This window comes from Streptomyces canus (assembly GCF_030816965.1).
In the GTDB taxonomy this organism is placed as follows: domain Bacteria; phylum Actinomycetota; class Actinomycetes; order Streptomycetales; family Streptomycetaceae; genus Streptomyces; species Streptomyces canus_E.
This window is the reverse complement of record NZ_JAUSYQ010000002.1, coordinates 3028623-3041683: the sequence shown is the minus strand read 5'-3', so window position 1 is coordinate 3041683 and position 13061 is coordinate 3028623. Positions and strand designations below refer to the sequence as shown.

Below are 13061 nucleotides of genomic sequence, written 5' to 3'. Positions count from 1 at the left end.
GCGTGCGGGAGTTCATCGTCGAGGCCGACGGAGGCTCGCGGGGCAACCCCGGCCCCGCCGGCTACGGCTGCGTGGTGCTGGACGCGGCGACGGGGGAGACGCTGGTCGAGACGTACGAGTACCTCGGCGTCGTCACGAACAACGTCGCCGAGTACCGGGGTCTGCTGGCCGGCCTGCGCGCCGCGCACGACCTCGACCCGTCCGCCACCGTGCACGTCCGCATGGACTCCAAGCTCGTCGTCGAGCAGATGTCGGGGCGCTGGAAGATCAAGCACCCGGACATGAAGCCGCTCGCTCTGGAGGCGGGGCGGGTGTTTCCGCCGGGGCGGGTGACGTACGAGTGGATCCCCCGCGAGCAGAACAAGCGGGCGGATCGGCTGGCGAACGAGGCGATGGACTCGGGGGCGTCGGCGAGTTCGGTACGGCAGGGGGCTCCGGCCGCCTCTTCCCGCCGCGGGGCGGCGGAGTCCCGGGGCGGCGGAGCCGCTGGTGCCAAGGCGGAGGCCGACGTGCGTGCTGCCCGGGCCGAGGCCGACGTACGGGCCGCCAAGGCTGTCGCCAGTCCCGGCTGGGCCCCGGCCGACATGGGGGCTCCGGCCACCTTCGTGCTTCTGCGCCATGGTGAGACCCCGTTGACTCCCCAGAAGCGGTTCTCGGGGAGCGGCGGTACCGATCCGTCGCTGTCCGACATCGGCAGGGAACAGGCCGAGAGGGCTGCCGAAGCCCTGGCCAGGCGGGGCACGATCCAGCACATTCTCGCCTCGCCGCTCACCCGGACCAGGCAGACGGCCGCCGCCGTGGCGGAGCGTCTGGGCATCGAGGTCACCGTCGAGGACGGCCTGATCGAGACCGACTTCGGCGCCTGGGAGGGCCTGACCTTCGGCGAGGTGCGCGAGCGCTACCCGGACGACCTGAACACCTGGCTGTCCGACCCGGAGGCCGAACCCACCGGGGGCGGCGAGAGCTTCGCGGCCACGGCGACCCGGATCGCGGCGACCAGGGACAAGCTCGTCGCGGCGTACGCGGGCCGCACGGTCCTGCTCGTCACCCACGTCACCCCGATCAAGACGTTCGTACGCCTCGCCCTCGGCGCCCCGCCCGAGTCCCTGTTCCGCATGGAACTCTCGGCGGCCTCCCTGTCTTCGGTCGCGTACTACGCCGACGGCAACGCGAGCGTACGGCTCCTCAATGACACCTCACACCTGCGCCCGTAGCCCCGACGCCGCGCGGGCCAGCTTCTCGACCCGTGCCCAGTCCCGCGCGGCGATCGCGTCCGCCGGCATCATCCACGTCCCGCCCACACAGCCGACGTTGGGGAGGGACAGGTAATCCGGCGCGTTGCCGGGCCCGATCCCTCCCGTCGGACAGAACCGCGCCTGAGGCAACGGCCCGGCGAGCGACTTCAGATACGCCGCACCTCCGGCGGCCTCCGCCGGGAAGAACTTCATCTCCGTCACACCCCGCTCCAGCAGTGCCACGACCTCCGAGGTCGTCGACACCCCCGGCAGGAACGGCGCCCCGGACCTCCGCATCGCCTCCAGGAGTACGTCCGTCCAGCCCGGGCTGACGAGAAAGCACGCACCGGCGGCCACTGCGTCCCTCACCTGCTCCGGCGTGATGACGGTCCCCGCACCCACCACCGCGTCCGGCACCTCCTCCGCGATCGCCCGGATCGCGGCCAACGCGGCCGGCGTCCGCAGCGTCACCTCGATCGCGGTAAGTCCTCCGGCGACCAGGGCGCGGGCGAGCGGTACGGCGTCGGACGCGTCCTGGAGCACGACGACGGGGACGACGGGCGCGATGTCGAGCAGCGAGGAGTGCGGCGAGGAGGAGGCCATGGCGTCATCCTGCCGAAGCGGTGCGATGTGCGCAAAGGTCGTTGCACCCTGTGCAATGGTGCCTTGTGCTGCGGCGCCTTCAGTGGATCTCGTCCACCAGCACATCCAGCGCCCACGCCTGCCCGGCCTTCGCGGGCGCCGACGCCTCCACCACGTACCCGAGCTCCCGCAGCACCTCCACCAGCTCGGCCGGGCCCTTCGGAGAGACTCCCGCCGACAGCAGACTGCGCACCATCCGCCCCTTGGTCGCCTTGTTGAAGTGGCTGACGACCTTCCGCGTCGGCGCGTGCAGCACCCGTACGGTCGCCGTCCGCCCCGCGACCTCACCCTTCGGCTTCCACGCGGCCGCGTACGCGGAGGACCGCAGATCGAGCACGAGCCCGTCGCCCGCGGCCTCGGTCAGCACAGAGGCCATCGGCGCACGCCAATGCGTGCCCAGCGCTCCGAGCCCCGGCAGCTTCACCCCCATCGAGCAGCGGTACGACGGAATCCGGTCCGTCACCCGGACCGCTCCCCAAAGCCCCGAGAACACGAGCAGCGAACGCCCGGCACGCCTCTTCGCGGCCGCGTCCAGAGAAGCCAGGTCGAGGGCGTCGTAGAGGACACCCGTGTAGATCTCCCCGGCGGGCCGCGCGCCGGCGGTCCTGAGCTCGACATTCTTCGCGATCTCGCCGCGCAGTCCCTCGCTCAGCCCGAGCACCTCGCGGGCTTTCTCCTCGTCCCCGGCGCACAGCTCGACGAGTTCCTCGAGGATCGCCGCACGGGCCTCGGTGAGCCCCGGCAGCGACAGCGTCTCCAGCTTCAGCGGGGCGCCACGACCGGAGGACGCCTTGCCTTCGGAGGGAGGCAGCAGGACAAGCACGGGATCGATCTCCTTCGGTTGAGCTCCGAGACAGCGTACGGCGTGCTCCTCGGTGGTCCCGGTCCTACGCTCGCTGTATGCCCCGCCGCCGCATACGCGTGACCGACGCCCTCTTCATGAGCGCCTTCACGGCCCTGCGCGCCGAACTCGGCGTGCCCTCGGGCTTCCCGCCCGAGGTGACGGCAGAGGCGGAGCGAGCGCCTCTCCTGAAGGCGTACGACGACGCCACCGACATCCCCCTCTTCACCATCGACCCACCCGGCTCCACCGACCTCGACCAGGCGATGCACCTCTCCCGGCGGGGCACCGGCTACCGCGTCCGGTACGCCATCGCCGACGTCGCCGCCTTCGTCGTACCCGGATCGACGCTGGACGCGGAGACCCACCGGCGCGTGCTGACCTGACCCTGTACTTCCCTGACACCCGGGTCCCCCTGCACCCGCCGCTGCTCAGCGAGGGCGCCGCCAGCCTCCTCCCGGACCAGGTCCGCCCCGCCGCCCTGTGGACGATCGACCTCGACGCGGACGGCCGTACGACCGCCGCCGACGTCCGCCGCGCCCTCGTCCGCAGCCGGGTCGGGCTCGACTACGAGAGCGTGCAGAAGGCGATCGACTCGGGCACCGCCGAGGAGCCGCTCGCGCTGCTGGCGGAGGTGGGACGGTTGCGGGAGGCGCTGGAGGTCGAGCGGGGCGGGATCTCCTTGCGGGTGCCCGAACAGGAGATCGTCGAGCGGGACGGCACATATGTACTGACGTACCGCGCCGGCGTTCCCGCCGACGGTTGGAACGCCCAGATCTCCCTGCTCACCGGCATGGCGGCGGCAGACCTGATGCTCGCATACGGCACGGGCGTCCTCCGCACCCTGCCCGCCGCCCCCGACGGCGCGGTGGGACGGTTGCGCCGTACCGCCCACGCCCTGCACATCGACTGGCCGCACCATGTGTCGTACGCGGCGCTGGTGCGTTCCCTGGACCCGCGGAACCCCCACCACGCGGCCTTCCTCCAGGAGTGCACGACCCTGCTGCGCGGCGCCGGCTACACGGTCTTCCGGGACGGGGTCCTGCCGGCCATCACCACCCATGCGGCCGTGGCCTCGCCCTACGCCCACTGCACAGCGCCCCTGCGCCGCCTCGCCGACCGGTACGCGTCGGAGATCTGCCTGGCAGCGGTGGCGGGGACGGCCGTACCGGACTGGGTGCCGGCGGCTTTCGAGGCGTTGCCCCGCGAGATGGCCGAGGGCGGCCGGCTCGCCGCGAAGGCCGAACGGGAGTGCGTCGACATCGTCGAGGCGGCACTGCTGCAGGACCGGGTGGGGGAGGTGTTCGACGGGTGCGTGGTGGACGTGGAGGAACGCCGACCGACCGTCGGGACCGTGCAGTTGGAGACACCGGCCGTGATCGGGCGGGTGGAGGGGGCGGGGCTCGAGCTGGGGGAGCGGCTCAGGGTCAGGCTCACGCAGGCGGATCCGGCGACTCCTGAAGGGGCGAAGGTGCGGTTCGCGCCTGCCTGAGTCGATGCCCTGTCGCGTGTACGAGAGTGCCGGCGTGGTAGGGCAGCGGGCTCGTCGACTGACGTCGCTCATGATCGTGTGCCACGATCGAGGGAACGGTTCCCGATCTCTCGGACAGGTGATCTTCCGATGTCCCAGTCTGGCGAGCGACAGAAGGAGGGGCGTGACATGACTGCCATGGCCCACGAGCCGCTCACGCAGGAAGAGGTCCTGCTGGAGGGCTTTCTCGCCCTGGACACCCCGGAGGGTTTCCGGGCCGAGCTGATCGAGGGGGAGATCGTTGTGACGCCGCCGCCGGACGGGGATCACGAGGACTACATCGAACTGGTCGTGAACCAGGTGTACAGGCGGTCGGGGACCGATATGCAGTTCTCCGGGAACAAGGGGCTGAAGTTGCAGAGTGGGAGCGACTGTCTCAAGGATCACGTGATCCCGGACGGCACGTTCGCTCCCAGGAAACTGCGGCTCTACCGTGGCGCCGACTCCTGGATGCCCTGCGACGGCGTCGCCATGGTCCTGGAGGTGACGTCCACCAAGCCCAAAGCCGACCGTGAGGCCAAGCGCCGCTGTTACGCCCGCGGCGGCATCCCGCTCTACCTGCTGATCGATCGCGAGGCGTCGTCGGTCACGCTGTTCAGTGACCCGGAGAAGGGCGACTACCGGGAGCACTGCACCCGCCCCTTCGGCAAGCCGCTCAGGCTCCCCGAGCCCTTCGCCTTCGACATGGAGACAGCGGACTTTCTGTGAGAGTTGCGGCGTTGCACCCTGAGGTCGACGGACAGAGGGGGCGGCGCCGCATGGAACAAGCACGGTGGACGAGAGCACGGCTGGGCCGCTGCGGCCCCCCGCTGGACCTCCTGACCGCCCGCTTCGACCGCCACGTCTACGCCCCGCACGCCCACGACGAGTACACGATCGGCGTCTGCGTGGGCGGCTCGGAGCTCATCGACTACCGCGGCGGCCACATCCGCACAGGCCCCGGCTCGATCGTCGTCCTGGCCCCGGGCGAGATGCACACGGGCGGCCCGGGAAGCGCGACGGACGGTTACGCGTACCGGGCCCTGTACGCGGCGCCCTCCCTCATGTCGGCCGATGCGGACCTCCCCCACTTCCGTGAACCCCTCCTGGACGACCCGGAGCTGGCCGCAGCCCTCCTCTCCGCCCACTCCGAACTCAGCGCCTGCCCCGACCCGTTGGAGACGGAGTCCCGCCTCCCCTGGCTGCTGACGGCCCTGGCCTGCCGCCACTCCACGGCACGCGTGACGACCTGCGTGATCCCCGGCGCGGAGGCGGTGGCGAGAGCGGTACGCGACCGTCTGGCCGACGAGTTGCTGTCGCCGCCCTCCCTCGCCGACCTGGCCGCGGACCTGGGCCTGTCCCGCTACCAGCTCCTCAGAGCCTTCCGTACGACGATGGGGGTACCGCCGTACGCATGGCTGGCCCAGTACCGGGTCGGCAGGGCCCGAACCCTGCTGGAGTCCGGCCGGCGCCCCTCCGAGGCGGCCGCCCTGGTGGGCTTCGCGGACCAGGCCCACCTGACGCGCTGGTTCCGCCGGGTGCTCGGGGTGACCCCGGCGGCGTACCGCAACAGCGTTCAAGACAGCCGCCGTTGACCCGATGAACATGGCCGTATGACTGCACGCGGCTGGTTCCTGTTCTCCCTGATGGGAGTGGTCTGGGGCATCCCCTACCTGATGATCAAAGTGGCGGTGGACGCTCCGCTGTCCGCGGCGACGGTGGTGTTCGTACGCTGCGCCCTGGGCGCCCTGCTCCTGCTGCCGTTCGCGATCCGGCAGGGCGGCCTGTCCTCGACCGTACGGTCGCACTGGCGCCCCATGCTGGCCTTCGCGGTGATAGAGATCATGGGCCCCTGGTACACGCTGACGGACGCGGAACGCCACCTGTCCAGCTCGACGGCCGGCCTGCTGATAGCGGGCGTACCGATAGTCGGCGTGGTCCTGGCCCGCTTCTTCGGGGACACGGAGAGGCTGGGAGCGCGGCGGGTGACGGGTCTGGGGCTGGGGCTGGCCGGCGTAGGGGTCCTGACGGTCCCGCACCTGACGGGCGGGGACGCGAAGTCGATGGCGGAGGTGCTGGTGACGGTGGTGGGCTATGCGACGGCCCCGCTGATAGCCGCGCGGCACCTGAAGGACATCCCGTCCCTCCAGCTCACGGCCCCCTGCCTGGCGCTGGCGGCCCTGGTGTACGCCCCGGGCGCGGCGCTGACCTGGCCCTCCTCGGTGCCCTCCGCCTCGGTCCTGGCAGCTCTCGCAGGCCTGGGAGTGATCTGCACGGCGGTGGCCTTCGTGGCCTTCCTCGAACTGATCAAGGAGGTCGGCCCGACGAGGGCGACGGTGATCACGTACGTCAACCCGGCGGTGGCGGTGGCGGCGGGGGTGCTGTTCCTGTCCGAGCCCCTGACGGTGGGCGTCGGTGTGGCCTTCGCCCTCATCCTGGCGGGCTCGGTGCTGGCGACGGCGGGCCCGGTCAAGGTCACCGCGGAACCATCCTGCTGCGAGTCCCCGGCCACATGGCACCCACGGCAGACGAGCCGGGCGGACGGTCGCGTGGAGTCCCCTCTGGGAGGGCTCTCCGAGCACCGTCCGGGCTCCACAGGGCAGGGTGATGGTTGACGGCCACCCTGGACCACCAGCGCCCAGCGCGACCTGAGCAGCTGAGCAGGACCCCACCGCGAGCAAGGTGAAAAGGCAACACCCTGGTGTTTGTGCGTGGGGCCGTCTCCCCGGCCGCCGCGAGGCGAGCGGGCGACAGGACCCGCGCAGCCCCCGAATGTCGTTGCCGTCCGACACCGCGGATGTCTGGTCACACAGGCCAGGCAGCGTCCACGTCCAGCTGCCTCCAAAGGCGAGACGCACGCGGTCCAAACCGGGCTCAGCCACGGGCGAGGCCCTCGGTGGCAGCGGACGGGGCCCGGACCGGGTGACGGCTTCCTTCCGGCTCGACCGAGCGGGGTGCGACGTCAGCCGGGCGCGAGGGACAGGGTGACCGGAGAGTTCTGGCTCGGCTACTCGACGAAGGAGCTTGCGGCTGGGCCGCAGATCAAGGAGACGCCGGATCCGCTCGTCGGTCGCTGATCGAAGAAGCAAGGAGCCGCGCCTGGTCGGCTACCATGGTCGACACGGCAGACGAGCCGGGCGGACGGCCGCGTGGAGCTCCTCAGGGGCTTCCCGAGGAACGTCCGGACTCCACAGGGCAGGGTGATGGCTAACGGCCACCCGGGGTGACCCGCGGGACAGTGCCACAGAAAACAGACCGCCCGGCGCTCAGGCGCTGGGTAAGGGTGAAACGGTGGTGTAAGAGACCACCAGTGCCCAGGGTGACCTGGGCAGCTAGGTAAACCCCACCCGGAGCAAGGTCAAAAGGAGCGCCGTCAGACGCTCTGCGCGGACGTTCGAGGGCTGCCCGCCCGAGTCCGCGGGTAGACCGCAGGAGGCCGGCGGCAACGTCGGCCCTAGATGGATGGCCGTCTCCCCGGCTGCCGTGAGGCGACCGGGCGACAGAATCCGGCGTACAGCCCGACTCGTCTGCTGTCATGGCCTTGACCTGGTGGTTTGCCCAGGTCAAGGCCATTTCTTGAGGGACCGAGATTCCCGTTCCCACCCGCAGGCTTCCGGAAGTACCGCGTGATCGTGCAACGGTCGTGAAAGGGGAAAGCGGCTGGCGGAGCGGGACTTGGCTCGTCAGACGGGGTGCCGAGCGAGTGCTGCGCAGACTGCGGAACCTGCCCCGCACGACACCGCGTCGTCACCGCCGACTGCCGTCAGATCCTCCGCCTTGCCCGCCACTGGCCCTGGACTCATATCGTCACCGACGCCCTCGGATGGCTCGATCAGCTGCCGCCCCGGGCTGACCAGCCGTTTCCCGCCCCTGCGAGGAGCCCCAGCTACCGGCCTGTGAGCTTGCCTGTCACGGAAGAGAGAGGTGCGCGGTCAATCATCTGCGGCACTCTGCGGATATCTCACCAGCCTGGTTCAGCTTGTGGCCACGCGCTGAATCGAGCAAGACGCTGCCGTGTGCGACCACTTCGGCGACCGAGGAATGACAAAAAATGGAACTACATGGTGATCTCCCCGCACCCACACACGGCCTGCTCATCACGCACTTCCTGACCGTGCGCGACGTCGCTGTCTCGCGACGGTTCTATGCGGACGTCTTCGGGGGCGAGGTCGTTATGGAGGAGAACCCGGCGATCGTGAAGATCGCTAACAGTTGGATCATCATGAATCCCGGAGGTGGACCCACTCCCGACAAGCCGGGCGTCACACTGGAAGCACCCCAGGACGGCGACCGGGCATCCTGCTTCCTCAACGTGCGTGTAGCCGATATGGCTGGCTTTTACGCACATGCCGTGGCTAACGGAGCCCACTTCCTCACCGAACCGGTCGACCGCGTCTCCGAGCTGCGCTGCTACCTGCGCGACCCCGACGGATACCTCATCGAGGTAGGCCAGTCGACTGGTTTGATCAAGGGTCTCCGAGCGAAACCCTCTCCAGACCCGAGGTGATGTCACCGCTGCAGCCCGAGTGCCAAAGGCCGAGCAGGGGGAAATCTCGGATCGGCTCCGGTTGCTGCCGGCGCAGGGGCGCCCAACTTCCCCTACGCGGGCGGTCCGGGCTGAACGGTTGACTCCTGCCGCACGGTGGAGAGGGTCACCACCGAGACACTATTCGTCAGTAGTCGGTGCACCGGGCAGCGGCCGGCCACTGCCAGCAGCCGTTCTGACTGGGAAGGTTCGAGTTCGCCGGAGAGGTGGATCTCCTTGATGATCTCTGAGTCCGAACCGAACCTGAGATCTACGTCGACCTGATGCAACGGCCAGCTGTGCCGGTCGGCATAGGCGCGTACCGCCATCGAGGTACAGGACCCAAGTGCCGCCAGGAGCAGCTCTCCTGGGGTGGGACCGGTGTCGGAACTGACGGGCTCCGGTTCATCGGATCTCAGAAGGTGGGTGCCGATCACAACGGTGCGTGCGAGGCGTGTGCCCTCGCTGACGGAAACGGTGCGCGTGGACATCAGTCAACCTCTCTGGGGAGGACAAGCAATCTGCGGCCTTCGCGTCCCTGGGCAGGGGCACGAACCTCGGCGCTACCAGTAAGACAACGCTCACCGTGCAGGTGTGACACAGGTTCCCGGCAGCGGGGGATCTCCTGAGCCTGGCTCAGGAGTGAAAACCCGAGCGGGCCGGGCACTCGGGGCAGGCATCTGTTCCGCTCAGACTTTTCACGTGTCGTTCAGGAGTTGGGCGCTGGCGCTCTGAATGTCCAGATAGCGCGTCTCTTCTCCCAGAGGTACAACCGCCAAGGTGCGTTCAAGGAAGGCCTTGATCACTATCGCCGGCGCGGCGACCAGGTCTGTTGAGTCACCCGAGTGCAGAGAAATGAACACGAGCTCCGCACCTCGGATCCTGGCGGGCCAGATCTGCACGTCACCGAGACCACTGAGCCGCCGTAGACCGGACACCAGGAGTTCGCGGCCGAATGTCCACTCGACGGACCTATCGGTGCCCACATTGAACTCCAGGCCCACTGAGAAAGGTTCGGCGCTGTCATACCGGAGATCTGTTGTCGCCTGCGGGTATTCATGACCTTGAACCAGTCGTACGAGGGTGCGGCAGGTCACCGTCTCGCTTCCGATTCCCGTACGTTCCGCGTGGACACCTTCATGGCGGTGGTTTTCCGCGTCAGCACACCCGCGATCGTCGTCGGTGTCGAAGGCGTTCCCGCTCATCAGTGTCATCCCTTCCTGTTCTTCCCGGACCGACGGGCGCCGAATGGATCGGAGACTTCGCACCTCTGCACCGGGTCGATCGGGCTACTGCAAGTCTCCGGTCGGTCAAGCTCTGAGACATCAGTCATCTGACTATGGGAGGAGGGCGGGACCCGCCACGCTCGTGGTACCGAGCAGGGGACACCGTGCGTGAGATCTGGCGCAAGGTCCGCGTGCGGGCTGTCTGGACGACCGCCTTCGTGGCTCGGGGCAACCCACGCCGGAGTGAGCAGCCCGAGGCCGCCGCCCTGTGAGGGAGGCCGACAGCGCAGTCAACAACATCTCAAGAGTGTTTTCGGCAGTGCCGACCACGCTTGTTAGTGGGTATACTGATCACAACGTTCGCGACGTCATGTTCGACACGGTCATCGTGAAGATGTCGCACGTTGGCACCGAGGTCTCAGAGCAGACCTGGTGCGGTGCTCCGGGTGCCGTCCTCCCCCCGTGGACGGTGCCCGGAGTCACGCTGATCAGGTGAGCAGCAAGGCTTGGTCGCCGACGGTCTCAGACCTGCTTGGCGTAGAGGCCGCGCCCCGTCCGCCGGATGCGAGAAGTGCCTACCAGCCGGTCCAGGGTGCTGCGGACCGCGTTGATGCTCCCGCTGTCCTTGTCGCGGCCGAGGGCCGCCGCGACATCCCGGGCCCGCACGTCGGCGTCGCCGGCTCCCTCGAAAAACTCCAAAATCTGTTCGGTGAGTTTGCCGTACTTCTTGTCATCGTCGCCGTCATCGTTGGTGTGAGGCGCGGGGGTACGGCTGACCGCGCCGGCCACGGCCGGGGAGGCGGAGTCCCCCGGATCCCGTCGGCTCACCGCCGGCTGCTGTTTCTGGGCACCACGTGTGATGGTGGCGTCGTCCGCGGATTCCGAGGAGGAGGTGCCCTCCTGTGGGGGCACGGGTGCTGAGGGGCGACGCCGTTTCGTGGACATCGCGGCCGCCGCGTCGACTGCCTGCGGCTGGGCACCTCCGTGCATGAGGGCTTCGAGGGCAGTGAGGGCCCGCTGTACGGAGCCGAGATGAGCGACGACCGCGGCGAGCTCCCTCTCCAGCGCCTGCTTCTGAATCTCCAGGCGGGCCAGATCCTCTTGAAGGCTCTCGGCGGTGATCTCGATGTTGTGCGCCGTGTGGCTTGCGGAGACCATGTGTCCTCTTGTCCTCAATACTTTTGCGTGCTCGTCAGGCACACCTCTGGTGCCGCTCGCTCGCCCCATACGATGAGACGGGTGCCCCGGAACATCATAGGCGGATGCGCACAACCGTGGTCGGACCAGGCGCCGTCCGATGTGGACCGCCCGCTTGCACGTCCCTTCCGGTATGGGGACGGGTGCCACCCGGACTGACCCGTGCGAGGAGACAGTGGCAGTCGGTGACTGCCGGTCGCCCAAGACCATGCCCGCTCCCAGGGCCGTGCGGCACTATCGAGCGGCGCTGGACCGGTTCCATGAACGGAGCTTGTCGGGGTTCAGGGTGACCCAGATCTGAACGACCTGGGATCCGGCGACGTCCAGGCTGATGACCCCGGCGACCTGGCGGTCGTAACGAACGACAAGACCGGTACGCCCATTGACGGGATGGGTGTCCAGGGTGGTGCGAGGGTGCCGGGCAAGCAGCGTCAGCAGGCTGCGGGTGACCTGCTGTCTGCCGTGGACGGGCCGGACCAGGGCTCGTATCTTGCCACCGCCGTCGAAGTAGACGGTCACGTCCGGTACGAGCAGGGACGCCAACAGCCCGGCTTCCTCCGCCACGCAGGCGTCGTGAACCGCGCCGGTCACCGCGTCGTGCTGCTTCGGCGTCGTGGGCCGTGCGCGCCGGTGCTGCAGACTGCGGTGTGCATGGTCGGTGAGCTGCCCGCACTCCGGCTGTGGCTGACTGCCGATGTCGGCGACCGTACTCCGCGTCGTCCCGAAAGCGTCGTTCAGTACGAGCGCCGCCTGTTCGGTCGGAGACAGGGATTCCAGCGTGTTCAGCATCACCTGGTGGATTTCCTGTGACAGCATCTCGTACCGCTCCGACGCCGGCTCGGCGACCGTACGTGAATGCTCCCGGTCCTGTTGGGCAAGCCGGGCCACGCAGATACCGCCGACGGTCTTCACGAGCCAAGCGCGCGGCTCCACGATCCGCGCCAGCTCATGATCGGACAACCCGTACCACAGCCGATAGGCCTCATCGACGACGTGCTCAGGTCCTGGACCGTTGCCGAGCATCCAGTACGCGACCTCCAACAGGTGCTGCCGTTCCTCGGTCAGCTCCGCGATCGGCACCACCTGTCCGACGGACTTCATGCGCATCCTTCCTCTCACCTACCACTTCAGCGGCTCCACCGTCCCGCCGGCGGATACCTGCTGTGACGAGTCCGCACCAGAGGAAGTTGAGCGGCAGACGACGAGGCCCTGGTACGAGACAGAGACAGGACAGCCAAAGACATTGTGACATCGGCATAACAGACAGCGGAAGCATCGTTCACGGTAAAACAATGACTACAGTGCGTCACCGAGTCGACCCCCTGGGCTTCGCAATCGGTGGCCGACAGGCCCCCGGTGTCACATATACCCCGACCGCTCGGTCTCATCTGTCAGAGACCTGACGGGTGTCTACAGCCGCAGAGGCTCCCGCCGTACGACGAGTTGAGCCGTTGAATCCTACGCATCTCGCACCGCAGGAGGTTCTTCGTGGACTGGCATGAATCGGCGATCTGCCAAGGCACTGATCCTGATCTGTTTTTCCCTGTCGGCAATGCGAGCAGTGGCCCCACGCTCATCCAGATCACTGAGGCGAAGGCAGTGTGCCACCGATGCCCGGTGATCGACCAGTGCCTGAGCTGGGCCCTCGACGCCGATCCGGTGGAGGGAATCTGGGGCGGCACCACAGAAGCGGAACGGCGGGCCATGAGGCGGCGGAGTGCGGCACGTGCCGACCGGCCCACGGCGAAGCCCGCGGCGTGATCGCGCGCATACCGAGACGCCGTACGAGTCTGGAGTGATCGGGCGGTTGCTCCTGGCCGCAACGTCGGTTCGGCACGGGTGTGTCACACCATCACTGGCCAACCGGTCGTAATGAGGACAGAGC

At 68.6% G+C, this 13061-nt stretch carries 12 protein-coding genes, 1 other RNA gene and 1 pseudogene; 8 read left to right on the top strand and 6 right to left on the bottom strand.

Translation table 11 applies throughout. From position 1 onward, the window contains the following. The first annotated feature begins 2 nt into the window (after positions 1-2). Positions 3-1214 carry a bifunctional RNase H/acid phosphatase gene (locus QF027_RS14925; RefSeq protein ID WP_307075018.1) on the top strand — a complete coding sequence of 404 codons (1212 nt, stop codon included), beginning with the start codon at positions 3-5 and terminating at the stop codon, positions 1212-1214. Here the strand turns inward: QF027_RS14925 and eda are convergent. Further along, positions 1197-1838, bottom strand: coding sequence for a bifunctional 4-hydroxy-2-oxoglutarate aldolase/2-dehydro-3-deoxy-phosphogluconate aldolase (gene eda / locus QF027_RS14920; protein WP_307075016.1), 642 nt, complete (start codon positions 1836-1838; stop codon positions 1197-1199). The two genes, QF027_RS14925 and eda, sit on opposite strands and share 18 nt — an antisense overlap. A 79-nt stretch (positions 1839-1917) precedes the next feature. Continuing rightward, on the bottom strand, positions 1918-2700 hold the full coding sequence (gene yaaA, locus QF027_RS14915; RefSeq protein ID WP_306982119.1) for a peroxide stress protein YaaA: 783 nt from the start codon (positions 2698-2700) through the stop codon (positions 1918-1920). A gap of 77 nt (positions 2701-2777) precedes the next feature. On the opposite strand from yaaA, the pseudogene QF027_RS14910 reads away from it, so the two are divergent. From QF027_RS14910 to QF027_RS14885, 6 genes and pseudogenes are all read left to right on the top strand, one after another. Next, positions 2778-4210: pseudogene (locus tag QF027_RS14910) on the top strand (RNB domain-containing ribonuclease). Positions 4211-4378: 168 nt separating this feature from the next. Beyond that, on the top strand, positions 4379-4957 hold the full coding sequence (locus QF027_RS14905) for a Uma2 family endonuclease (protein ID WP_306982123.1): 579 nt from the start codon (positions 4379-4381) through the stop codon (positions 4955-4957). A gap of 50 nt (positions 4958-5007) precedes the next feature. After that, complete coding sequence (locus QF027_RS14900; RefSeq protein ID WP_307075014.1) at positions 5008-5823, top strand: AraC family transcriptional regulator; 816 nt, start codon at positions 5008-5010, stop codon at positions 5821-5823. Positions 5824-5841: 18 nt separating this feature from the next. Further along, entirely contained in the window at positions 5842-6843 is a 1002-nt protein-coding gene (locus QF027_RS14895; protein WP_307075012.1) for a DMT family transporter, read from the top strand. A gap of 514 nt (positions 6844-7357) precedes the next feature. Continuing rightward, positions 7358-7758: RNase P RNA component class A (gene rnpB / locus QF027_RS14890), an RNA gene on the top strand. 521 nt (positions 7759-8279) lie between these two features. Continuing rightward, positions 8280-8735, top strand: coding sequence for a VOC family protein (locus QF027_RS14885; protein ID WP_307075010.1), 456 nt, complete (start codon positions 8280-8282; stop codon positions 8733-8735). Positions 8736-8827: 92 nt separating this feature from the next. Here the strand turns inward: QF027_RS14885 and QF027_RS14880 are convergent, their stop codons facing one another. The 4 genes from QF027_RS14880 to QF027_RS14865 form a co-directional block, all read right to left on the bottom strand. Then, positions 8828-9244 (bottom strand): OsmC family protein, encoded by a 417-nt coding sequence (locus tag QF027_RS14880; protein WP_306982131.1) that lies wholly within the window; start codon positions 9242-9244, stop codon positions 8828-8830. Positions 9245-9451: 207 nt separating this feature from the next. Further along, positions 9452-9958 carry an SsgA family sporulation/cell division regulator gene (locus QF027_RS14875; RefSeq protein WP_307075008.1) on the bottom strand — a complete coding sequence of 169 codons (507 nt, stop codon included), beginning with the start codon at positions 9956-9958 and terminating at the stop codon, positions 9452-9454. A 543-nt stretch (positions 9959-10501) separates the two neighbouring features. Next, positions 10502-11137, bottom strand: coding sequence for a hypothetical protein (locus QF027_RS14870; RefSeq protein ID WP_306982136.1), 636 nt, complete (start codon positions 11135-11137; stop codon positions 10502-10504). 273 nt (positions 11138-11410) lie between these two features. After that, positions 11411-12277 (bottom strand): RNA polymerase subunit sigma, encoded by an 867-nt coding sequence (locus tag QF027_RS14865; RefSeq protein WP_307075007.1) that lies wholly within the window; start codon positions 12275-12277, stop codon positions 11411-11413. A 387-nt stretch (positions 12278-12664) separates the two neighbouring features. Between QF027_RS14865 and QF027_RS14860 the strand changes: the two genes are divergently transcribed. Then, positions 12665-12937 carry a WhiB family transcriptional regulator gene (locus QF027_RS14860; RefSeq protein WP_306982140.1) on the top strand — a complete coding sequence of 91 codons (273 nt, stop codon included), beginning with the start codon at positions 12665-12667 and terminating at the stop codon, positions 12935-12937. Positions 12938-13061: the final 124 nt, after the last annotated feature.